Raw genomic sequence first — 21937 nt, forward strand, 5'->3', positions numbered from 1 at the left:
ATATATAAGATATTACACCATTCAAGGGACAGGTGCCACATGTTCCGTATGCAGAGTGCACAACATAAGTTAAGGTTTATAGGAAATGTGGCTTATACATTATAGCTTATTTGCGATGTAGAAAACCGAGTATTATTTTCTCACTTTATTTCTCTGACATTTAACTTCAGGCCTATACTCAAAACTCTTCTTTTGACTTCTGAATGTTTTCTCAGCCTCATATTCATTCCAAATGACATACTCAACTATGAACTTATAAAAGTATAGTACCCTCTCAAGGCCTATAGTTGAAGGTATTGTATGATAGTTAGGGCTTAGTAAAGCCGAAGTTAAAACTGCCAGGATATTACTTGACCCGGCTAAATGGTGATTTTCATAGTCAGATTGATATTTTAAAAAGTATCCCACACAAAATAAGTATGCATCCTTAACAATCTTTTCTTTATTGCATTCAGACTCATCATATCTAACAATGAATCTATTAAGTAAAATCAAAAACCTTTGATCTGGCAAATATCTTTGTAATCCATTCATAGTAAGCATCCTTGCAAATTTGTCGTCCGTGACATAATACTTATAACGCATTCTCATTTAAAATCAACTTTTACAACATGAATAGCATTACTCTTTATCAGTTTTTTCTCTATCAATTGGCGTTAAGGGTGCATTCAGTTGATGTTCTTTGATTCCATGTTTATGGGCATTATATTGCCATATCACAAACTGCTGTTTTAGGACTCTGACTTCTTCTTTAAGCGATTCATTTTTCAACTGCAAGTTTTTAATTTGCTGAGATGCAATGTTCAGGTTTGCAGGTCTTTTAACTTCAGATACTCCAGATTTTATGTTTTTCTTTTGAAGTTCAAAAGCTCTCACTATCTCTTTATGCTGGCTGAGAGACTGTCTTGTTGGCCTCTTACCAAGAAGTTCGGCAACCGAGTCACAAAGGTTTTCCCAAGTAAACTTCCCATGCCTTAAACTTTGCCATCCTGCTATAGAATTTATAATTATTTGTAGATCTTTATTAGTTAGGTGTTTCGCCATTATTGTTCTCCTTGTTTATTATCTTGTCATCCTTCTTCATTACTAATATACGGGACAGGTGTGAAAAATCGTCACCATGTGTTCTTATAAGCGAACCATCAGGCAGTTCGGGGTTTTCCATCAATGCAATTATCCCCTTCACTCTTTCAAGTGTCTTGGTTTGATGCTGATACCACTTGTCAGCTCCAAGTTCCTCTTCACCGATAGCTTCTTTAGCCTTATCAACGAGGTCTTCGGTCGTATCAAGTAAGGACCTGAGCCTTTCGAGTTTCTGCTTCTCCCCTTTGACACATACCTGCTCACTACAGTTGATACAATCAAAGTATTTGCCACAGGGAGCAAAAGTATAATCATGTACACAATATCCATACTCAGTAGTATGAACAGCACCATGATCTAACTTATTTTTTAATTCATGAATAGTTGAAATTTCAAAGTTCTCATTCACATCACTATCGCAGGGAATTGTGTTATTTTGATTAATCCCCAGAGCTTTCACTTTTTCAATCATTTCATCTTCAGTGATGTGGTTGTAAACTCTGTTTGTGTGACTGATACTCTTCCTGACCACTTTGCTATGTCCAGTTCTCCAAGGCCTCCTCTCTGGGCGAGAGTGTTGAGTAAATGTCTTGCTTGATGAGTTCTGAGAAATAATGGTTTATTATCCTCATCGTGATAACCATGCCTTTCGAAAAGATTCTTATGCTTACTGATTTTTGAATAGCCTAACTCTTTGGAGAAGAAGGTATTTGTTATCTTAAACAAATCATTACCAGTTTGACGTTTCATGCTGAGCTGATTATCGAATAGAGCACAAAGAGCATTACTGAAGCGAACATCCTTTTCCTTATCAAACCAGATTTCTCCGCCTCCTTGTTTTTTCATCTCTTCCTCAAGCATCTTACTTCTTGCTCTTGAATTTTCAGATAACTTTAACAATCTCTTAATTGCAAGTCTGGCAGTAGGAACCATAATTTCAGGTATCCACTTAATGTTTGCCCCAAAACCTTTCAATGAATAGAATCTCAGGCCATAGCATTCCTTTCCTTCCCTGTTCTTTTCAACAATTTCACAATCAGCTCTAAGTGATAATATTTCAGTTATACGACTGGGTGCGCACATCAGCAATGCAAACACTGAAGTAACAAACAGGTCTCTTTCGTGAAGGTCATAATCATGCATAGAAAAGATCTCACCAATTGCTCGTAATGCTTTTTCATTAGGCAGTTTCGCTAATCTGGCATTGTCTGCATTTTCAGAGATCGACAGCCTTGATTCAGGTGGTCTGATGTAACTACTCCACTTCATTAGTCCACAATTAAGGAATTCTTTCTCATTCAGGAAAGCAACCAATCTCTCCATAAATTTACCACAACTATATGTAACTCCATTAGTGTAATTTTCATTAATGTCGGACAAGCACTCATCGAGAATGACTGGGTTTAGTAATTTTATGTCACCAGACCCAGTAAAAACTAATAAATTTCTTTCAATCATCCTAAGCACAATTGGAAAAGTTAGTTTATCAAATCCTTTAAAATTAGAGCAAAAAATATAAGCCACATATGATTTGCAAAATCCAATGTAAGAGGAATCAAGATCTTCTGCTTTACTGAACGAGTCCAACTTAACATTCTTCATCTTAAATTTTGAAAATTTAAATATTTTCTTCCAATGATTACTCTCCCAGTTGTTATCAAGTAGATTGCCACTTAGTTGTTCTTTACAATTTAGAATAAATTCGTTAAGATTTCTCCCTGCTAAGATTTCTGTTTTATTCCTAAAATTAATTATATCATTTTCATTCATATCTATTGCTCCTTTTTAATTTCAAAGTCTCACATTTTTTTACTACTTCTTCGACAGCCATTATTGTTCTGTCTAGTGTTTTACTCATAGTCTCATCCTTAGTATCAGTCATGATTCTTTCTCTTTGTTTTAATAAATGATCTCGTAGTTCTATATGTGGTGCATCAATAAATGGGCGAAAGTGATGGCAGGTATAACAAGGGACTGGAACATTAGCCTGACATGATTTACAACCACCACATGCTCCAGTGACCTCCCCTGATAAATCCCTAACTGCTAATTCATTTTTCTTTATTGAGTCATCACCCTCAATTTTACCCTGAAAAAAACCAGCATATTTTTTCATATGATTTCCCACTGCTTCATCAATTCTTGCAACATGATCAGCATTAAATTCAACGTATACCCCCGTATATTTAGTTGTAGAGTGATCTAATAGTTCTGCAATAACTAATTCGCTGGCACCTTCTCTCGCAGCTCTTGTGCCAACCGTATAACGAAATCGTCGAGGGTTTACATTTAATCTTTCATAAGTTCTTTCCGAAATAACATTTTCTGTTTCAGCAATAAAACCAAGTGTATTATTTATCTTTACAGAGTATTCGTGCACTTTATCCGATACAAATATCTCTTTCAATTCCTTATTGATTTTGAAGCTTTCTAACTTCTGCATTGATATAAATAGCGGTGTATTTTCAATCTCATTGTTAGTTAGCTCTCTTTTAAGTATGCTACGTGTTTGCTCAAGGCTCAAATCGCACTGCTTACGGAGTAAATCGTATAATTCTTTTGTCACTTGAAAATTCCTGTAAGCTTCCCTGAATCCCAAGCCTTGTTTTATCCTTGGGATGCTAATGACATAAGAATAGCTATTCTCATTTACTTTTAACCTTCTTATATCAGATACCTTCATCTGTGAAATCTGTAGTGGCCTTCTTCCAGTTGCGCTTATCAGCAAAGCCATTGCTAATTGTGTAATATCTATGTTCCCCTTGTCATATGCTCTATAGCAAGCTTCAAGAAAAGATTGTAATTCGATATCAGTAAATGGGCCTTTAACTTGATCTCTTCTTCTTACAACTTCTCCTTTTTTATTGTCAGGGATTATCAATTTACACAAGAAATCATATGCATCTTCATCTATTCCAGAGTAGCCCAATTCATACCATTTTTTTATGAGTATCCTTACCGATGACATAATATTATTGTTCTTGCCATCAGATCCTCTAAACCTCACAAGGGAAAACTCATCAACTCGCTTTGGATCTACAATTACAATAAACCTCCTGAAATTATTATTTATTAATTTAACTGTAGCAGGACTTAACTCACAAGCCAGATATTTAAGCACCTTTAAATATCCTTCCATTAATTCTTTATCAATTACATCCTTAACCATTTTAACATTTACCGTCACATTTCGGCTTAGCCTCCATGCCTCATCATTTAGGGAAAAGTAATAACCTTTAGTTTTAGCTTCATAAGCGCTCTCATTATCTTCACTATTAACATATACTTTTAACATTAAACACCTCCTCTATTGATCATATCTTTCTGCATATTCAGAGCTAACTCTGCGGCCTTGTTTTCGGTGAATCTTCTGTTATAAGTAGAAGCAGTCCCCGAACCCTCTTTCCAGCCCATGAGTAAAGACCTCATTTGTTCTTGCTCATATTGATTTGGTGGACTCTCCATGCGGTCCATCTTTGAAGAAAATTCATAATTCCAGGTGTGTCTTAACTTATGCCCTGTCATTCTGGAAAGTTCGGGGCAAGATATCCTTAAGGCATTAATGATTTTATGATATGCCTGAATAGATAATGGTTCTCCAAACGTATTTCCCTTTTTATGACAAATAAAAAGATAACCATTATCCTTTTTCATTCTGTGCTTTCTTCTTTCAATTTTAATATAATTGGAAATTTCCTGACTTAAGTTATCAGATATAGACAACTTCCTACTTAATGTTTTAACGAGAGGTTGTTTAATCCTTGAGTCATGAGGATCATCAGCTCTTCTGTTTATAAAAATTGTCTGAGAACCTATATCAATATCTTCGATTTTGATGTTTAGTAGCTCTCCTGCCCTCAATCCCAAGTTATAAAGAATCAGTATCATTAGTCTGTTTCTCCTTTGAACATCAGAATTAAATGGATTCATTTCTGAACCTATTTTCAAAATCTCAAACAAAATATTAATTTGATTTTGATTGAGGTTTCTATCTTTTGCTGAATCTTGGTTCCTGAATCTGATCTTAGGTCTATGACTTTTCAATTTCGCAATGAATTTTTCAATAAGTTTGTGATCTTTTTTATAACTCACTGTGAAGAAGTCACATAACCATTCAAGATATTTAATAATTGCTGTTAATCTGAAGTACTGAGTATTACTATTAACCCTGCACCCACTATCAAGATTTGCAACCTTCTCTTTTTTCATTCTCTTAGTTATAAATTCTTTTAGTCCATCAATCTCTTGAAGATTAAGAAACTCTGCTGCTCTAATCCTTGCCTCTATATCTATCTTCTTAAAATTTAAAAACCTATAAAACAAAGCTATACTCGCTGAATGTAGCTCGATAGTTGAAATAGATTCGTTCTTCTTTCTTAATTCTGATGATATATATAAACATGGATAATAAAGTGGCATTTTTGAAACTTTATCAGTGATTATGCAAAATCTCTCCCCTGTATCCATTTTTATTGTATTAATTACTATTCTATCCATATGTCTCCTTATTTTATTTACATTATTTCAGTTCCATTTTTTTCTAAAAAATCTTGCAAAATAGGTATATGTATAACCTACATAGAAAATGACCTATAATTATATTGCAAAGAAATTATTATCTTTTACTTAAAAAATCAGTAATATCAAGTGGATCTAAATATTTTATTGCATTTATGTATAAGGTAGATAGAAGGTCTTTTCTGTTTACCTTATACTACTAATTTTCAATCCTAAGCCTTGCCTCAACTATCTTTCTTAGAAAAACTGTAAAATATTTCGCAAGTTTGATATCTAATTCCCCTTAAAAACTTGCGCTTTATCTAAAGCAAAAGATTAAATTTACTCGCTCTCATTTATAGTTATCTATCATACAAACCAAATTAGTCAAATTTAAATGAATATTTTTTAGATCCCTTCGCATTTCAAAAGAAAGTCAGCATCAATAACCTTTAATATTCCCTACCTTTCAAGCATAGAAATATTGAGCCAATGAGAATAACACCATCATTAAGATAGATAATTACAACCCGATTAAAATTACCGGATTTTTTTAGAAAGCGATCATGAATTTGCTCATAACCTTTTTCTTTTTTCAACATCCTCGCATGAAAACTTCTTCTTCTTGATTATTTTATTTATGTGTTTATTTTCTTTTTTCGAAATGCATTGGACTACATGTTCTCTTACTGAACAGGAGTCTATCCAATCTAGTTTTGAGGGGTCCCTCTCGAATATTTCAAAATTAATCCCTGCCCCTACCAAGCATTTCGCTATTTTTAGGCAGTCATACATACCTGTGTCCAGACTTATTAAAGCATTGTTTCCATTCTGGTCTATTTGGTTAATATTGATCCCAAGATTTAAAAGCAACCTTAAGGCTTTAAGAGATGCATAGAAGACAACATTCTCACCTTGATTATTTATTTTATGTATGTCAGCTTTACTATCAATTAGTAGTTGGCAAGTATCTGTATTGGATGAGGCTACTGCTCTAAATAAAGGAGATTCGCCATTAACATCTACTTGATTTACCTCAATACCATGCTCAATGAGTAACTTAGCCTTTTCATAATTACAAAAAAAAAGTGCATTTTGTTTTGCTTTATTTACAACATTAAAGTTTATCCCGTTTTTTAACAGCCATTCAGTTTTACCATAGTCTTTTCCATAATCAGAATAAAATAATGCATTTGAACCAGTATCATCCAGTTCATTTATGTCTATTTCATTTTTATAAAATAAGTATTCATCTTCCGTTCTAATATTAAATATACTCTTTTCCATTTCCACCTCACTTCAATAAAGTCATATACTCCACCATTAATATATTCAAAAGGATTATCATATTAATTCCTCATGTCAATGAAATTTAATTATCATTTAGCAAAAAAATTCCTTCTCCAGCTATTAGATAACAAACATTCTATTTTGCTAATTATTAAAAATGGCTTTTTTATTTATCATCATTTAGACTCTTCAATATGTCATGTTTCTCTTGTTGAGCTATAGTTTTTATAAGGGTCTCTTTGATAGTTTCTAGCAAAAGATCATGCCAGACTCTTCTCTCATTAGCCTGATTCCATTGTTTAGATAATACCTCCTCAATATTCAACCAAATTACTTCGCAGTTTAAGTTTTTCAAGCACTCTTTGAAGATGCTATCAGTCAGGACAAGAGCATGCCCTATAATTTTTTCTTCATGAGTATCAACCCAAAAAGGCTGAGGTTTAGCTAAATCGTTTAATGAAGTAAATGCTAAGCCTCTAACTTGAGCAGCTTGCATGGTGCTATTCACTCTATGACCATTTCGCCAAGTCCTTAGGTCACTGAGTAAATAATTCACTCGCTGATTTCGGGCTTTGCTATCTGAAGATTGATACTGAACATAGGGCGGACCATCACCATTCTGACGGTAACGAGCAAGTGTTTTAACACTTACTCCTAAGTAAAGTGCCGCTAAATCCACTCCGATAGTGGCATCGTCTGGCATGTCACTAAACAAACTCCAGACCTCTGACATCTCTCTCAAGGTTTCAATAGCACTCATGCTTGCTTTCCAGAATATTCAGGTATTGGTGGGTATTTTGCCGAAGCCAGTAAATTATTATATAACCTTGGCGCAGTCATCAGTATATGTAACTCAATCCGTTGAAGTGCTTCGTACACACGATTTTTGTCAGGCTCTGCATATCTTTCCGTAGGATCTGTCGTATTAAGGTGGTTCAGAAGCTTTTTTACGACCGCATAGGAAGCAAGCTCCTCTGCTATACGACCAAATGTCCTTCTTAGGTCGTGAGTTCCGAGCTTAACGATCCCAGCTTCAGCACAAAGATATTCCCTGAGGCTTTTACTGTCGCTGTAATGGCCAGCTTGGCTTCGTGGAGACCGTGCTGGAAAGACCCATTTCCTTCGACTCGCTGTTGTTTCTTTATCTAAAACGATATCCCTTCTTTCCTCTAATAAACATCTGACAGCATCACAGATGGGAAGCTCATGATTCGTCCTGTTCTTGGTATCAAAGAAGAAAATTTTTCTATTAATCAAATCTACATAGCTCGTAGTCTTCGCTTCTTCTACTGATAGCTCCTCTCTCCAGCAGAGAGAAGCCGTTTCTTCCTTTCTCGCACCCAGTAACACCGTTAGCAGGAGGTAATCGCAACCAAGGCGGTTGAAGCTTCTTTTGTTGTGTAAAGCATCAAGAAATTTACCCAATGTATCTTTTGCGGAAAGCGGATTTCTCACACCTTTTGACTGATAGCTTTCTTCCAGTTCAGAGCGACTTCGGTATTTCTTTTGCACTTTGAGCACAGAGAATGGGTTGTATGTCAGAACAGGCAGTCGTTGCTGACTCTGAGCATTCATTGCCTCTATGTCTATTGCATGTTGAACAGCCACATTTGCCCAACGGAAAGTGTGTTCGGCCGTCGTTCTAGTCTTTGAGGCTATCTCATCAAACTTTTTTAGGATGATGTTTGCAGAGAGGTCACGAACTCTATACCTTTCCCATTCGTTGAGCTTCTGCTCCGCTTTGTTCAAGACACGGATTGAGTTTGGCTTAGCGGGTTTACTTCGTCCAAGAAGATGCTGTCGGTATTGGGCAAAAATCTCACTTAGGGTCAGTTCAGCAATATCAGCCTCTCGCTTCACTACATTTGGATTTCTTTTGGTAGATTTCATTGATTGGGCGTAGGTTCTTGCAACCTCACGAGCCTGATCAATCGAAGCGAAATCCGATACATTGCCTATCGTTGCCCTGATGACCTGTGTAGGCGGCTTCCCTTCTGAGGGGATTCTGCCCCCGCCCGAAACCCTTCTTTGAATGATATAGGTTTTCTTTGTGGCACTGATCTTAACACCAAAGCCAACTGGTGAATCACGGTGGCTGTCAGTGATAAGATACGGCTTACCAGATACATTAGGCACATACATAATTCGTCCATCTGAATCAAACTCGGGTTTTGTCTCAATAGACAACTTGTTGATTACTATGGATTGACTCAGAATCATCTTCACGATTTTCGCCTCATGTATACCAAAGTGACATGTTGTATTCTGGATAGTATCTAGAATACATCTGGCATACAAATTTTCGGATTTAGATGGGTTTATCATGGTTTCACATGGGGCCACTTGAGTACTTCTAAAACCATAAAAATGAGTAAATTCAATATGAAAGAGTCTGTAGACAAGGACTTTTCTACCCATACGCCGATGATGCAGCAATACCTGCGCCTGAAGGCTGACCATCCCGAAATCCTGCTGTTTTATCGCATGGGCGATTTTTACGAGCTGTTCTACGACGACGCCAGGCGAGCATCACAACTGCTGGAGATTTCACTCACGAAACGCGGCGCGTCAGCGGGTGAACCCATCCCGATGGCGGGCGTGCCCTATCATGCTGTTGAAGGTTATCTGGCAAAACTGGTCCAGCTCGGTGAATCCGTGGCGATCTGTGAGCAGATTGGCGACCCGGCACTGAGCAAAGGACCGGTTGAGCGTAAAGTCGTGCGCATTGTGACGCCCGGCACCATCAGTGATGAAGCGCTGCTGCAGGAGCGTCAGGACAACTTACTGGCGGCAATCTTCCAGAGCCAGCGCGGGTTTGGCTATGCCACCCTCGATATCAGTTCGGGGCGTTTTCGCCTGAGCGAACCGGTCGATCAGGAGACCATGGCGGCAGAACTCCAGCGCACTAATCCTGCCGAACTGCTCTATCCCGAAGATTTCCAGGCCATGGCGCTGATCGATCAGCGCCGTGGTCTGCGCCGTCGTCCGCTATGGGAATATGAAATCGACACCGCACGCCAGCAATTAAACCTGCAATTTGGCACGCGTGATCTCAGCGGCTTTGGTGTTGAACAGGCTCATCTGGCGCTACGCGCTGCAGGTTGTCTGCTTCAATATGTCAAGGATACCCAACGCACCTCCCTGCCACATATTCGCTCGTTAAGTATGGAGCGCCAGCAGGACAGCGTAATCATGGATGCAGCCACTCGCCGCAACCTGGAAATCACGCAAAATCTGGCCGGCGGTACCGAAAATACCCTGGCAGCAGTGTTGGATAAAACCGTGACTCCGATGGGCAGCCGTATGCTGAAGCGCTGGCTGCATATGCCACTGCGCGACGTCACCACCATCAGTCGTCGCCAGGAATCGATTGCCGAACTGCAATCCCTGAGTGAAGCACTGCAGCCGGTACTGCGCCAGGTGGGCGATTTGGAACGCATCCTGGCGCGTCTGGCACTGCGCACCGCGCGCCCGCGTGATTTAGCTCGCATGCGACATGCATTCCAGCAACTGCCGGAATTAAACCAGCAGCTGGAAGATGTCGAGGCGATTCAACTGGTCAATTTGCGTTCGCAGATGGGTGAGTTTACTGAATTGCGCGAGCTGCTGGAACAAGCCGTCATTGAATCCCCTCCCGTGCTGGTGCGTGACGGTGGTGTGATTGCGCCCGGTTATAACGCTGAATTAGATGAATGGCGTGCGCTGGCAGACGGTGCCACTGATTATCTCGACCGCCTGGAAATTCGCGAACGAGAGAAGCTAGGGCTGGATACTTTAAAGGTAGGTTTTAACGCAATTCATGGTTACTACATTCAGGTCAGCCGCGGCCAAAGTCACCTGGTGCCGATTCACTATGTACGCCGCCAGACGCTGAAGAACGCCGAGCGCTACATCATTCCTGAATTGAAAGAGTACGAAGACAAAGTACTGACCTCGAAAGGGAAAGCGCTGGCGCTGGAAAAAGGACTGTACGAGGCGTTGCTCGACCGTCTTCTGCCACACCTTGAAGCACTGCAGATCAGTGCGGCGGCACTGGCTGAACTGGATGTGCTGGCTAACCTGGCAGAGCGTGCCTGGACACTGAATTACTGCCGCCCGGTGTTGCAGGAAAAAGCGGGCATTCGCATCACCGCAGGCCGCCATCCGGTCGTGGAACAGGTCCTGAAAGAGCCGTTTATTGCTAACCCGCTATCGTTGTCAAATCAACGACGCATGCTGATCATCACCGGCCCCAATATGGGCGGTAAAAGTACTTACATGCGTCAGACTGCATTGATTGCGCTGATGGCGTGGATTGGCAGCTATGTGCCAGCCGAAGAAACCATAATGGGTCCCATCGATCGCATCTTTACTCGCGTCGGTGCGGCTGATGACCTGGCGTCTGGACGGTCAACCTTTATGGTTGAGATGACGGAAACGGCCAACATCCTGCACAACGCCACGGAGAACAGCCTGGTGTTGATGGATGAAATCGGTCGCGGCACATCGACCTACGATGGGCTGTCGCTGGCATGGGCTTGTGCGGAGAGTCTGGCAAACCGCATCAAAGCAATGACGCTGTTTGCCACCCACTACTTCGAACTGACGACCCTGCCGGAAAAAATGGAAGGCGTAGTGAATGTGCATCTTGATGCCATGGAGCATGGCGATACCATTGCATTTATGCACAGCGTACAAGATGGCGCAGCCAGCAAAAGTTATGGTTTAGCCGTTGCTGCGTTAGCGGGCGTGCCGAAAGACGTGATCAAACGTGCGCGCAACAAGCTGAAAGAGCTGGAAGCGCTCTCCGGCAGTTCAGCGGCATCCACTGTAGAAGGGTCGCAAATGCAGCTGCTGGTGGCAGAAACATCGCCAGCCGTAGACGCGCTGGAAGCATTGGACCCGGACAGCCTCACGCCAAAACAGGCGCTGGAGTGGATTTACCGCCTTAAAACGTTGGTTTAGTTCGCTTCTGATGATCGGCGGGTAATGACGCCGCTCATTAGCGTAACGGCCTGATAACGCACATAAAAAAACGGTGACCCAGGGGTCACCGTTTTTTATTGCCGGTTACAGCTTATTCGCGAAACAGTGCTTCAATGTTGAGGCCCTGAGTCTGCAGGATTTCACGCAGACGACGCAAACCTTCAACCTGAATCTGACGGACGCGCTCACGGGTCAACCCGATCTCACGGCCCACATCTTCCAGCGTTGCCGCTTCATAGCCTAACAGGCCGAAACGACGCGCTAGCACTTCACGCTGCTTGGCATTCAATTCAAACAACCACTTAACGATGCTTTGTTTCATATCATCGTCCTGCGTGGTGTCTTCCGGGCCGTTGTCTTTTTCATCGGCCAGGATATCCAGCAGCGCTTTTTCGGAATCTCCACCCAGCGGTGTGTCAACCGAGGTAATACGCTCGTTGAGACGCAGCATACGGCTTACATCATCAACCGGCTTGTCTAACTGCTCGGCAATCTCTTCAGCACTCGGCTCATGGTCAAGCTTGTGCGAAAGTTCTCGCGCGGTACGCAGATAAACATTCAACTCTTTAACGATGTGGATCGGCAGACGAATAGTACGGGTTTGATTCATGATCGCCCGTTCAATAGTCTGACGAATCCACCAGGTGGCGTATGTTGAGAAACGGAACCCACGTTCTGGGTCAAACTTCTCCACGGCACGAATCAGGCCGAGATTACCCTCTTCAATCAGATCCAGCAGTGCGAGACCACGATTGCTATAACGACGGGCAATTTTCACCACCAGGCGTAAATTACTTTCAATCATGCGGCGGCGAGAAGGAATGTCACCACGTAGTGCTCGACGAGCGAAGAACACTTCTTCTTCCGCCGTCAGTAGTGGAGAGTAACCGATCTCACCAAGGTAAAGCTGCGTCGCATCCAAAACGCGTTGCGTCGCACCCTGTGACAACAGCTCTTCTTCAGCTACTTCGTTATCACCAGGTTCGTTCTCAACGAGAGCCTTCTCATCAAAAACCTCAGCTCCGTTCTCCTCGAATTCCGCATCTTCATGTAACTCGTTAACTTTCAGCGTATTCTGGTTCATAAGCGGCTCCTACCCGTGATCCAAGGGCAGAACACCTAAGGTTCTGCCGGATTATCGCTGCGGTAAATAACGCAACGGGTTTACGGATTTCCCCTTGTAACGAATTTCAAAATGTAATCTAACCGAACTGGTTCCGGTACTACCCATGGTAGCGATTTTTTGCCCCGCCTTAACTTCCTGTTGTTCCCGGACCAGCATGGAATCGTTATGGGCGTAAGCACTCAGATAATCATCATTGTGTTTGATGATGATTAAATTACCGTACCCACGGAGCGCGTTGCCTGCGTATACCACCCTTCCTGAAGCAGTGGCGACAACAGGTTGTCCACGCGAACCGGCGATATCGATCCCTTTGTTTCCGCCTTCCGCAGCGGAGAAGTTATCGATGATCTTCCCATCAGTCGGCCAACGCCAGCTTCCCACTGGGGTTGTGCTGTTAGTCGTGCTGCTGACTGTAGGCGGTGCGGTAACCGGAGCTGTGGTCGTTGCCACATTATTTGCTCCTTTCGACGGCAGCATTTTACCGCCTGTCGAACCCGAATCATCAGAATACGTAATAACAGGTTGCTGTGCAACAGGGGCAGATTTAATTTGCGTCTGGTTGGATGCAACCGGCACCCCGCCCTGCGTGGCGTCCGCTGCGGTTATCGCATTGCCACCGGTGATGGTCTGGCCATTACCGTTGCCAACCTGCAGCACTTGCCCGGCTTCCAGGCCATACGGGGCCGCGACATTGTTGCGTTGCGCCAGATCGCGGAAGTCATTGCCGGTAATCCAGGCAATATAAAACAGGGTATCGCCACGTTTGACGGTATAGGTCTCACCACCGTAACTACCTTTAGGAATATTCCCATAATTACGGTTGTACACGATACGACCATTTTGCGTGACAACATTATTATTGCCACTAACCATTCCACCGGAGGGTGCAGCCGATGGTGTACCGCCGCTTAACATTCCGCCGTGTGGCATGGCGGGTACGGTACTGTTCTGCGATGAGAGCATGCCACCGCTGCTGGGTGCAGACGTCATGCCGCCGCCTGAGGACATCATACCGCTGTCCCCGCCGCCGCCAATCTGGCTTATCGGAGCCTGCGTGTTGTCGCCTGAGCTACAGCCCGCCAGCCAAAAACCTACCAGTGAAAGTGCCGCCAAACGGCGTAATTGAAATACTGTGCTTCCCGTGCTCATTGATCCCCCGTTATGGCAAACCTGGATGTAACTGTGTCGTGGATGTGACCGCATTATTCACTGCGCAACAGGCGAAATACGGTCTTTCACATTGATTAACAAGGATAGTAACAATATCAACTGCGCCATGCCATGTAACAGTTGTGAAGATTTACGTAGCAATGGCTCAGGCTAGATCGCCCTGAACTAACGGCACAAAGCGGACGGGTTCGATGATTTCTTCAATTAATTCATCACCCTGGCGATGTAAACGCTTTAAGACCTGCTGATCTTCGCCTACTGGCAGTACCATTTTGCCACCCTCACCTAATTGCGCTATCAGCGCAGTCGGAATTTCAGGGGGTGCGGCGGTGACAATGATGGCATCAAACGGGCCACGCGCTGCCCAGCCTTGCCAGCCGTCGCCATGGCGCGTCGAAATATTGTGCAGGTCGAGTTGTTTCAGGCGGCGCTTGGCCTGCCACTGCAACCCTTTGATGCGTTCCACGGAATAAACGTGATTAACAAGATGGGCCAGAATAGCGGTCTGATACCCCGAACCAGTGCCAATTTCCAGCACGCGAGATTCCGGGTTCAGTTCAAGTAACGCGGTCATCCGCGCCACCATGTAGGGCTGTGAAATCGTCTGCCCACTGCCAATCGGCAGCGCAACGTTTTCCCAGGCTTTATGTTCAAACGCCTCATCGATAAAGCGTTCACGCGGGACATCGGCGATGGCTTTAAGCAGGTGCTCATCGTGAATTCCCTGGGCACGCAGCTGCTCTAACAGCGTTTCGATGCGGCGGTTCACCATGCCAGATTTACCTCAGCCTCGATTAACCAGTCGCGTAATACTTCTTGTGCCGCATGTGCAGTGAGATCGACATGCAGTGCCGTTAGCGACACATAACCTGCATCCACCGCCGCGAAATCGGTATCGGGGCCCGCATCCAGTTTATCCCCTGGTGGACCAATCCAGTACAGCGTATGGCCGCGCGGATCTTCCGTGCAAATCACCTGATCGGCAGGATGACGACTGCCACAGCGTGTCACACGAAAACCTTTGATTTCCGATAGCGGTAGATCAGGCACGTTGATATTCAGGATACGCCCGGTGCGCAGCGGTGCACGGGACAGCGCACGCAGCAGTGTGCAGGTCACCGCCGCTGCGGTGGCATAGTGTTGATGGCCATTGAGTGAGACCGCCAGCGCGGGCAGTCCGAGATGGCGCCCTTCCATTGCGGCGGCCACGGTGCCAGAGTAAATCACGTCATCACCCAGATTGGGGCCGGCGTTGATGCCTGAAACCACAATGTCCGGACGTGGCTGCATCAGTTTGTTAACCCCGAGAAACACGCAATCCGTCGGCGTACCCATCTGTACGGCGATATCACCATTCTCATGGGTAAAGGTACGCAGCGGGGTTTCTAACGTCAGGGAATTTGATGCGCCACTTCGATTGCGATCGGGCGCGACAACCTGCACCTCCGCAAACTCACGCAGTGCGCGAGCCAGCGTCTGAATGCCGGGGGCATGAATTCCATCGTCGTTGCTGAGCAATATCCGCATCTGTTCCTGACCTTTGTTCATTCAACTGGCCCTCAACTCGCCTGGCATCCGCTGTTAGGGTGCCGGATAAAGAAGATCTGGCGAGACGAAGATGTTTGCATTCTAGCGGTGAGGCGCGGGAAGTGGTAGGCGTAAATCACGGAACTTCCGGCGTTTGCCGCAACATTACGCAGCCGGAGCAAAGATTTACCCGGCGTTAAGGCCGGGTAAAGTGGGGTTATTCCTCGCTGATAGGCGCAGCGGCACCGTTACTCAGCAGTTCGCGCACCACGCTGGTGGCAAAACTCCCGGCTGGCAGCCAAAACTGCATCTCCAGCGTCACGTCATCCCACCAGTTCCAGCGCAGATCTTTCGGCACCACCAGCATGGCGCGGCGTGCCGCGTCAACGCGTTCACGCTCCAGCAGCGCCAGCAACTCCGCAGCAGGTGCGAGATTAGCCTGCTCAAAGGCCAGCGCGTCTCCCTGGGGGCCCAGCTCACCTCGCCCGGCCAGCGGCGCGGTGATGCGCAGTTCATGATGATTCACACGCTGCTGCAATTCCGCCAACTCTTCCGCCTGCGCCACAAACCAGCTGCCGCGTCCGGCCAGCTGCAGCGCATCGCCCGCCTGCACCAGATCCAACACGCCATCACGCTGCAACCGCGCACTGGTGACCTGATTAAACAGCTGGCTGCGCGCAGCGGACAGCAAAATACCTTTCATGCTGCGATCGCGCGGGCGGAACTTATCTTCTGCCCACAATTTTGCCTGCGTCAGGTTATTACAGCCGCGGCCAAAGCGTTGTTCACCAAAGTAGTTAGGCACGCCGCTTTGCTGGATATGCTGCAAGCGCGCTTCCACTTCAGCGCGATCCGAAATCTGACGCACAACCAAACGGAACGCATTGCCTGCTAGCGCGCCGGTGCGCAATTTGCGCTTATGGCGGATCACCTGCAGAATTTCCACGCCTTCCAGCTGGAAACCGGCCAAATTCGGCATCGCGTTACCCGGCACGCGGAAACACAGCGTCTGCTCGGTCACCGCATGGCGGTCTTTCATCCCGGCATAGCTCATATCACGTTGATGCACACCGAGGAATTTCGCGATTGCTTCAGCGACAAAGCGCGTATTGCAACCGATCTTGCGGATGCGCACTAGCACCTGCTCGCCTTCGCCATCATAGGGATAGCCGAGGTCTTCAATCACCACGAAATCTTCGGGATTGGCCTTGATCACGCCGGTGGCGCTCGGAACGCCGTGCAGGTAAAGCAGTTCACTCATACTTAATCGGCCTTCACCAGCAGCGCCACGGCTTCACAGGCAATGCCTTCGCCACGGCCGGTAAAGCCGAGCTTCTCGGTCGTGGTCGCTTTGACGTTGACATCATCCATATGGCAGCCCAGATCTTCGGCGATGTTGACGCGCATCTGCGGCACATGCGGCAGCATTTTCGGCGCTTGCGCGATGATGGTCACATCGACGTTACCAATGCGATAACCTTTCTGCTGGATGCGACGCCAGGCTTCACGCAGCAAGCCACGGCTGTCCGCCCCTTTGAAGGCGGGATCGGTGTCCGGGAATAGCTTGCCGATATCGCCCATCGCCACCGCGCCGAGCAGCGCATCCGTTAATGCATGCAGGGCCACATCGCCATCTGAATGGGCAATAAAACCGTGTTCGAAGGGAATACGCACCCCGCCAATCACTAACGGACCTTCGCCGCCAAAAGCGTGAACGTCAAAACCGTGACCGATACGCATCATGCGCTCTCCTTTAACTGAATCTGGGTTAGATAGAAGGCCGCCAGCGCCAGGTCTTCTGGCCGCGTCACCTTAATGTTGTCGCTGCGTCCGCTGACGAGCTCTGGATGATAGCCGCAATATTCCAGCGCCGACGCTTCATCGGTAATGGTAGCGCCTTCATGAAGTGCACGCGTTAAACACGCCGTCAGCAGCTGATGCGGGAAAAATTGTGGCGTGAGTGCGTGCCAGAGATCTTCGCGTTCAACGGTATGCGCAATCGCCGCTTTACCGGGTTCAGCACGCTTCATGGTGTCACGCACCGGTGCCGCCAGAATCGCCCCGACTTTGCTGTGCTCACGAACCGCCAGCAGGCGTGCCAGGTCATCCGGGTGTAAGCATGGCCGCGCGGCATCGTGCACCAGTACCCATTCGCTATGTTTAATTGCCTGCAAACCTGCCAGCACCGACTCCGCACGCGTGTCGCCACCGGTCACGCGCAGTACGCGTGAATCCTGCGCCAGTGGCAGCGAATCAAACCAGCCATCATCAGGACTGATGGGCACGATCACTTGTTTAACGGCTGGATGAGCCAGCAAGCGCGCAACGCTGTGTTCAAGAAGGGTAAATTGACCAATGGTCAGATACTGTTTTGGGCAGGCAGCCTGCATACGGCTGCCCACGCCTGCGGCAGGCACCACGGCAATCACATCCGCAAGGGAAGAGAGGTTGTTCATGGTTTATCGTTGTTGATTTTGCGCAGCTTGTTGCGCGTTACGTTTATTCTGGTCTGGCACCAGACGATAGAAAGTCTCCCCGGGCTTAATCATACCCAGTTCATTACGTGCACGTTCCTCAATTGCTTCTGAACCGCCATTGAGGTCATCAATTTCGGCAAACAACTGATCGTTACGTGCTTTGAGTTTGGCGTTATTCGCCTGTTGCGACGCGACGTCTTCATTGACGCGCGTATAGTCATGAATACCGTTCTTACCCAGCCACAAGGAATATTGGAGCCATCCCAGCAGCACGAGCAACAGTAACGTCAGTTTTCCCATCCCCGCCCCCTGAAAAACGGCCCAATCATCCCATAACTTCGCACAGGACTCCACAGTGACAGTGAAAATGCCAGCAGCAGACGATTGTCTGTACAAAAAACGGCAAGGCTAAAAGCGGGACGGCAGGTAAAGTTTTGTAACCTGCCGATGCGTTTGCACATCAGGATCGGACTACCAACCCGAGAGAAATGAGAACAGCAGCCAGAACAGGCAGACAACAACAATCGCGGTGATCACCCCACTCCAGAACAAGCGCCCACGAATCATTAAGCTCAGTACGATGCCAATCAGCACCGAAACCGGTAACAGCGCGAGGAAGAAAGGCCAGGTGTAGAGAAAGAAGAACAGCGTATTGGAGCCGTAGAGCATGAACGGAATCGCCAGCGCGCACCAGTACGAGAGAAAGCCAATCACGCCGCCCGGCAGTGATGAGCGGGACTCATCCGGGGTGCGTTCATCTTTGCGTGCCAGCATGGGGGTAACGTTCTGCATAGAGATCCTGTTGACGCTAAAAAGCGGCAAACCAAACGAGATTTGCCGCTGTCGGTTCAGGATCTGATGATATCGCGGTGACGCAGGAGGTCTAACAATTGGGCGGTCAAGTTTGTAACTAATTGTTCGCCATCTAAGTGAATTTCCGGCGCATCTGGCGCCTCATAAACACTGTCGATACCGGTAAAATTGCGCAGCTCACCGGCACGCGCTTTTTTATACAAACCTTTGGGGTCACGCGCTTCACACACGGCCAGCGGCGTATCGACAAACACTTCGACAAACTGCCCGGTGCCGAGCAAATCACGCACCATCTGACGCTCCGCGCGATGCGGCGAAATAAAGGCGGTTAATACCACTAAACCAGCATCCACCATCAGTTTCGCCACTTCTCCCACGCGCCGGATGTTCTCTTTACGATCGTCATCGCTGAAGCCGAGGTCACGGCACAGGCCGTGACGCACGTTATCGCCATCCAGCAGATAGGTGCTGACGCCAGCGCGATGCAGCGCCTGCTCCAGCGCACCGGCCACCGTGGATTTTCCCGAGCCTGATAACCCGGTAAACCACAACACCACGCCTTGATGGCCGTGCTGCTGTTCCCGCTCTTCATGGGTGACCGGATGGTCATGCCACACCACGTTTTCGTCGTGCCGGGCCATTACTTACCACCCAGCAGGTCGCGCGCATTCCAGTGTGGGAAATGACGACGCACCAGTGCATTCAGCTCCAGCTCAAATTCACTGTATTGACCGGCTTGCCCACGCACATCAGTCAGCGGTTGATTGATCATCCCCGCACCGACCGTGACATTGCTCAGGCGATCGATAAAGATCATGCCGCCCGTGACCGGGTTCTGGCGATACGCATCCAGTACCATCGGCTCATCAAACGTGATTTCGACCAGGCCGATACCGTTCAGCGGCAGGCTTTCCACCGCACGTTTTTCCAGCGTGTTGATCTCCACCTGGTGAATGATCTTTTCCACGCGGCCGCGCGCTTTTTTACCGGCAATTTTCACTTCATAGCTTTGACCCGGCTGTAGCGGCTGTTCTGCCATCCATACCACGTCAACCGTGGCAGATTGCACCGCTTGCAACTCAGCAGCGGCATCGACCAACAGGTCGCCACGGCTGATGTCGATCTCATCTTTCAGCACCAGCGTAATGGCTTCACCCGCTGCCGCTTCCTGCAAATCACCGTCAAAAGTCACAATGCGCGAAATCGTTGATTCGACGCCGGATGGCAGCACTTTCACGCGCTGTCCCACCTGCACCGTGCCTGATGCCAGCGTACCGGCATAACCACGGAAATCGAGGTTTGGACGGTTCACATACTGCACCGGGAAGCGCATCGGCTGATGATCCACCACGCGGTTCAGTTCCACGGTTTCCAGCACGTCAAGCAGCGTCGGGCCGCTGTACCATGGCATGGTCACACTTGGCGTCGCCACGTTATCGCCTTCCAGCGCAGACATCGGCACAAAGCGAATATCGAGATCTTCCGGCAGCTGACCAGCAAAATCGAGGTAAGACTGTTTGATCTGTTCAAAAGTCTCCTGCTTGTAATCCACCAAATCCATCTTATTGATGGCGACGACCAAATGCTTGATACCCAGCAGCGTCGAGATAAAGCTGTGACGACGAGTCTGATCCAGCACGCCTTTGCGCGCATCGATCAGCAGAATCGCCAGATCACAAGTGGATGCGCCGGTCGCCATGTTACGGGTGTACTGCTCATGTCCCGGCGTATCCGCGATGATGAATTTGCGTTTCTCGGTGGAGAAGTAGCGATATGCCACGTCGATGGTGATGCCCTGCTCACGCTCAGCCTGCAGGCCATCCACCAGCAGCGCCAGATCGAGTTTCTCGCCCTGGGTGCCGTGACGCTTGCTGTCGTTGTGCAGCGAAGAGAGCTGATCTTCATAAATCTGACGGGTATCGTGCAGCAGGCGACCAATCAGCGTACTTTTGCCGTCGTCGACGCTACCGCAGGTCAGGAAACGCAGCAGGCTTTTGTGTTGTTGCGCGGTCAGCCAGGCTTCGACTCCGCCCTGATCGGCAATCTGTTGTGCAATTACGGTATTCATCTGCGTCTCCTTAGAAATAACCCTGACGTTTCTTCATTTCCATCGAACCGGCCTGGTCGCGGTCAATCACGCGCCCCTGGCGTTCACTGGTGGTGGAGACCAGCATCTCTTCAATAATTTCCGGCAGCGTTTGCGCTTCGGATTCGACAGCACCGGTCAGCGGCCAGCAGCCGAGGGTACGGAAACGCACCATACGCTGTTTGATCACTTCGCCAGGCTGCAGGTCAATGCGATCGTCATCAATCATCATCAGCATGCCATCGCGCTCCAACACCGGACGCGGCGCAGCAAGGTACAACGGCACGATTTCGATGTTTTCCAGGAAGATGTACTGCCAGATATCCAGCTCAGTCCAGTTGGAGAGCGGGAACACGCGAATGCTCTCGCCTTTGTTGATCTGGCCGTTGTAGTTATGCCACAGCTCTGGACGCTGATTTTTCGGATCCCAACGATGGAAACGGTCGCGGAACGAGTAGATACGCTCTTTGGCACGTGACTTCTCTTCGTCACGACGTGCACCACCAAAGGCAGCATCAAAACCGTACTTATTCAGCGCCTGTTTCAGCCCCTCGGTTTTCATGATGTCGGTGTGCTTGGCGCTACCGTGGACGAACGGGTTGATGCCCATCGCCACGCCTTCCGGGTTACGGTGAACCAGCAGTTCCGCGCCCATGTTTTTCACGGTGCGATCGCGAAACTCGTACATTTCACGGAATTTCCAGCCGGTATCAACGTGCAGCAGCGGAAATGGCAGCGTGCCAGGATAGAAGGCCTTACGCGCCAGATGCAGCATCACCGAGGAGTCTTTACCGATGGAGTACATCATCACCGGATTGCTGAACTCGGCCGCCACCTCGCGGATGATATGGATACTCTCTGCCTCCAGTTGGCGCAGATGAGTAAGACGATTTTGGTCCATAA

General features: G+C 47.0%; 22 protein-coding genes. 1 reads left to right on the forward strand and 21 read right to left on the reverse strand.

What is annotated here, in order from left to right; translation table 11 throughout:
- Nucleotides 1-132 precede the first annotated feature (132 nt).
- The 9 genes from IAE30_RS25330 to IAE30_RS25370 all read right to left on the reverse strand — a co-directional run bounded on the left by IAE30_RS25330 (nt 133) and on the right by IAE30_RS25370 (nt 9096).
- The gene (locus IAE30_RS25330) at nt 133-534 is read right to left on the reverse strand and encodes a hypothetical protein (RefSeq protein WP_200681221.1); all 402 of its coding nucleotides are present in this window, start codon (nt 532-534) and stop codon (nt 133-135) included.
- An 87-nt stretch (nt 535-621) separates the two neighbouring features.
- The gene (locus IAE30_RS25335) at nt 622-1044 is read right to left on the reverse strand and encodes a hypothetical protein (protein ID WP_200681222.1); all 423 of its coding nucleotides are present in this window, start codon (nt 1042-1044) and stop codon (nt 622-624) included.
- Entirely contained in the window at nt 1025-1555 is a 531-nt protein-coding gene (locus IAE30_RS25340) for a hypothetical protein (RefSeq protein WP_200681223.1), read from the reverse strand. Before IAE30_RS25340 ends, IAE30_RS25335 begins: the two co-directional genes overlap by 20 nt.
- On the reverse strand, nt 1552-2853 hold the full coding sequence (locus IAE30_RS25345; protein WP_200681224.1) for a DNA-binding protein: 1302 nt from the start codon (nt 2851-2853) through the stop codon (nt 1552-1554). The genes IAE30_RS25340 and IAE30_RS25345 overlap by 4 nt, the downstream gene beginning before the upstream one ends.
- Nucleotides 2846-4378 (reverse strand): site-specific integrase, encoded by a 1533-nt coding sequence (locus IAE30_RS25350; protein WP_200681225.1) that lies wholly within the window; start codon nt 4376-4378, stop codon nt 2846-2848. The genes IAE30_RS25345 and IAE30_RS25350 overlap by 8 nt, the downstream gene beginning before the upstream one ends.
- Nucleotides 4378-5580, reverse strand: a complete 1203-nt coding sequence (locus tag IAE30_RS25355) for a site-specific integrase (RefSeq protein WP_200681226.1) — start codon at nt 5578-5580, stop codon at nt 4378-4380. Before IAE30_RS25355 ends, IAE30_RS25350 begins: the two co-directional genes overlap by 1 nt.
- Nucleotides 5581-6156: 576 nt before the next feature.
- Complete coding sequence (locus IAE30_RS25360) at nt 6157-6867, reverse strand: ankyrin repeat domain-containing protein (RefSeq protein WP_200681227.1); 711 nt, start codon at nt 6865-6867, stop codon at nt 6157-6159.
- 169 nt (nt 6868-7036) lie between these two features.
- On the reverse strand, nt 7037-7630 hold the full coding sequence (locus IAE30_RS25365; RefSeq protein WP_200681228.1) for a hypothetical protein: 594 nt from the start codon (nt 7628-7630) through the stop codon (nt 7037-7039).
- Nucleotides 7627-9096: a tyrosine-type recombinase/integrase gene (locus tag IAE30_RS25370; protein WP_200681229.1), complete on the reverse strand. Its 1470-nt coding sequence runs from the start codon at nt 9094-9096 to the stop codon at nt 7627-7629. Before IAE30_RS25370 ends, IAE30_RS25365 begins: the two co-directional genes overlap by 4 nt.
- A 156-nt stretch (nt 9097-9252) precedes the next feature.
- On the opposite strand from IAE30_RS25370, the gene mutS reads away from it, so the two are divergent.
- The gene (gene mutS / locus IAE30_RS25375) at nt 9253-11814 is read left to right on the forward strand and encodes a DNA mismatch repair protein MutS (protein WP_038645174.1); all 2562 of its coding nucleotides are present in this window, start codon (nt 9253-9255) and stop codon (nt 11812-11814) included.
- Nucleotides 11815-11926: 112 nt separating this feature from the next.
- Here mutS and rpoS read toward each other — a convergent pair whose 3' ends face one another.
- The 12 genes from rpoS to cysD all read right to left on the reverse strand — a co-directional run bounded on the left by rpoS (nt 11927) and on the right by cysD (nt 21935).
- The gene (gene rpoS / locus IAE30_RS25380) at nt 11927-12919 is read right to left on the reverse strand and encodes an RNA polymerase sigma factor RpoS (protein WP_034822992.1); all 993 of its coding nucleotides are present in this window, start codon (nt 12917-12919) and stop codon (nt 11927-11929) included.
- A gap of 51 nt (nt 12920-12970) precedes the next feature.
- Complete coding sequence (gene nlpD / locus IAE30_RS25385) at nt 12971-14110, reverse strand: murein hydrolase activator NlpD (RefSeq protein WP_038645172.1); 1140 nt, start codon at nt 14108-14110, stop codon at nt 12971-12973.
- A gap of 166 nt (nt 14111-14276) precedes the next feature.
- Nucleotides 14277-14903, reverse strand: coding sequence for a protein-L-isoaspartate(D-aspartate) O-methyltransferase (locus IAE30_RS25390; protein ID WP_038645170.1), 627 nt, complete (start codon nt 14901-14903; stop codon nt 14277-14279).
- Nucleotides 14897-15658, reverse strand: coding sequence for a 5'/3'-nucleotidase SurE (gene surE, locus IAE30_RS25395; protein WP_200681242.1), 762 nt, complete (start codon nt 15656-15658; stop codon nt 14897-14899). Before surE ends, IAE30_RS25390 begins: the two co-directional genes overlap by 7 nt.
- Before the next feature lie 217 nt (nt 15659-15875).
- Nucleotides 15876-16919, reverse strand: coding sequence for a tRNA pseudouridine(13) synthase TruD (gene truD, locus IAE30_RS25400; RefSeq protein ID WP_200681230.1), 1044 nt, complete (start codon nt 16917-16919; stop codon nt 15876-15878).
- A 2-nt stretch (nt 16920-16921) separates the two neighbouring features.
- Nucleotides 16922-17398, reverse strand: a complete 477-nt coding sequence (gene ispF / locus IAE30_RS25405; RefSeq protein ID WP_045816453.1) for a 2-C-methyl-D-erythritol 2,4-cyclodiphosphate synthase — start codon at nt 17396-17398, stop codon at nt 16922-16924.
- Complete coding sequence (gene ispD / locus IAE30_RS25410) at nt 17398-18114, reverse strand: 2-C-methyl-D-erythritol 4-phosphate cytidylyltransferase (protein ID WP_200539257.1); 717 nt, start codon at nt 18112-18114, stop codon at nt 17398-17400. The genes ispF and ispD overlap by 1 nt, the downstream gene beginning before the upstream one ends.
- 3 nt (nt 18115-18117) lie before the next feature.
- Nucleotides 18118-18435 carry a cell division protein FtsB gene (gene ftsB / locus IAE30_RS25415; RefSeq protein ID WP_007893240.1) on the reverse strand — a complete coding sequence of 106 codons (318 nt, stop codon included), beginning with the start codon at nt 18433-18435 and terminating at the stop codon, nt 18118-18120.
- Nucleotides 18436-18606: 171 nt separating this feature from the next.
- Complete coding sequence (locus tag IAE30_RS25420) at nt 18607-18927, reverse strand: DUF3561 family protein (RefSeq protein ID WP_058961495.1); 321 nt, start codon at nt 18925-18927, stop codon at nt 18607-18609.
- A 56-nt stretch (nt 18928-18983) separates the two neighbouring features.
- Nucleotides 18984-19589 carry an adenylyl-sulfate kinase gene (cysC, locus tag IAE30_RS25425; protein ID WP_200681231.1) on the reverse strand — a complete coding sequence of 202 codons (606 nt, stop codon included), beginning with the start codon at nt 19587-19589 and terminating at the stop codon, nt 18984-18986.
- The gene (gene cysN, locus IAE30_RS25430; RefSeq protein ID WP_200681232.1) at nt 19589-21016 is read right to left on the reverse strand and encodes a sulfate adenylyltransferase subunit CysN; all 1428 of its coding nucleotides are present in this window, start codon (nt 21014-21016) and stop codon (nt 19589-19591) included. The genes cysC and cysN overlap by 1 nt, the downstream gene beginning before the upstream one ends.
- 10 nt (nt 21017-21026) lie before the next feature.
- Nucleotides 21027-21935 carry a sulfate adenylyltransferase subunit CysD gene (gene cysD / locus IAE30_RS25435; protein ID WP_034823008.1) on the reverse strand — a complete coding sequence of 303 codons (909 nt, stop codon included), beginning with the start codon at nt 21933-21935 and terminating at the stop codon, nt 21027-21029.
- Nucleotides 21936-21937 lie beyond the last annotated feature (2 nt).

Source organism: Pantoea sp. S61 (assembly GCF_016625145.1).
Taxonomy (GTDB): Bacteria; Pseudomonadota; Gammaproteobacteria; order Enterobacterales; family Enterobacteriaceae; genus Pantoea; species Pantoea rwandensis_B.

Bases quoted from the DNA above. Each gene is read 5' to 3' on its own strand.
- IAE30_RS25340 (WP_200681223.1), bottom strand. From the start codon at position 1,555: ATGATTGAAAAAGTGAAAGCTCTGGGGATTAATCAAAATAACACAATT.
- cysD (WP_034823008.1), bottom strand. From the start codon at position 21,935: ATGGACCAAAATCGTCTTACTCATCTGCGCCAACTGGAGGCAGAGAGT.
- mutS (WP_038645174.1), top strand. From the start codon at position 9,253: ATGAAAGAGTCTGTAGACAAGGACTTTTCTACCCATACGCCGATGATG.
- IAE30_RS25420 (WP_058961495.1), bottom strand. From the start codon at position 18,927: ATGCAGAACGTTACCCCCATGCTGGCACGCAAAGATGAACGCACCCCG.
- ispF (WP_045816453.1), bottom strand. From the start codon at position 17,398: ATGCGTATCGGTCACGGTTTTGACGTTCACGCTTTTGGCGGCGAAGGT.
- IAE30_RS25350 (WP_200681225.1), bottom strand. From the start codon at position 4,378: ATGTTAAAAGTATATGTTAATAGTGAAGATAATGAGAGCGCTTATGAA.
- IAE30_RS25330 (WP_200681221.1), bottom strand. From the start codon at position 534: ATGAATGGATTACAAAGATATTTGCCAGATCAAAGGTTTTTGATTTTA.
- ftsB (WP_007893240.1), bottom strand. From the start codon at position 18,435: ATGGGAAAACTGACGTTACTGTTGCTCGTGCTGCTGGGATGGCTCCAA.
- rpoS (WP_034822992.1), bottom strand. From the start codon at position 12,919: ATGAACCAGAATACGCTGAAAGTTAACGAGTTACATGAAGATGCGGAA.
- IAE30_RS25390 (WP_038645170.1), bottom strand. From the start codon at position 14,903: ATGGTGAACCGCCGCATCGAAACGCTGTTAGAGCAGCTGCGTGCCCAG.
- nlpD (WP_038645172.1), bottom strand. From the start codon at position 14,110: ATGAGCACGGGAAGCACAGTATTTCAATTACGCCGTTTGGCGGCACTT.
- IAE30_RS25335 (WP_200681222.1), bottom strand. From the start codon at position 1,044: ATGGCGAAACACCTAACTAATAAAGATCTACAAATAATTATAAATTCT.
- cysN (WP_200681232.1), bottom strand. From the start codon at position 21,016: ATGAATACCGTAATTGCACAACAGATTGCCGATCAGGGCGGAGTCGAA.
- ispD (WP_200539257.1), bottom strand. From the start codon at position 18,114: ATGAACAACCTCTCTTCCCTTGCGGATGTGATTGCCGTGGTGCCTGCC.
- cysC (WP_200681231.1), bottom strand. From the start codon at position 19,589: ATGGCCCGGCACGACGAAAACGTGGTGTGGCATGACCATCCGGTCACC.
- IAE30_RS25355 (WP_200681226.1), bottom strand. From the start codon at position 5,580: ATGGATAGAATAGTAATTAATACAATAAAAATGGATACAGGGGAGAGA.
- IAE30_RS25345 (WP_200681224.1), bottom strand. From the start codon at position 2,853: ATGAATGAAAATGATATAATTAATTTTAGGAATAAAACAGAAATCTTA.
- IAE30_RS25360 (WP_200681227.1), bottom strand. From the start codon at position 6,867: ATGGAAAAGAGTATATTTAATATTAGAACGGAAGATGAATACTTATTT.
- surE (WP_200681242.1), bottom strand. From the start codon at position 15,658: ATGCGGATATTGCTCAGCAACGACGATGGAATTCATGCCCCCGGCATT.
- IAE30_RS25365 (WP_200681228.1), bottom strand. From the start codon at position 7,630: ATGAGTGCTATTGAAACCTTGAGAGAGATGTCAGAGGTCTGGAGTTTG.
- truD (WP_200681230.1), bottom strand. From the start codon at position 16,919: ATGAGTGAACTGCTTTACCTGCACGGCGTTCCGAGCGCCACCGGCGTG.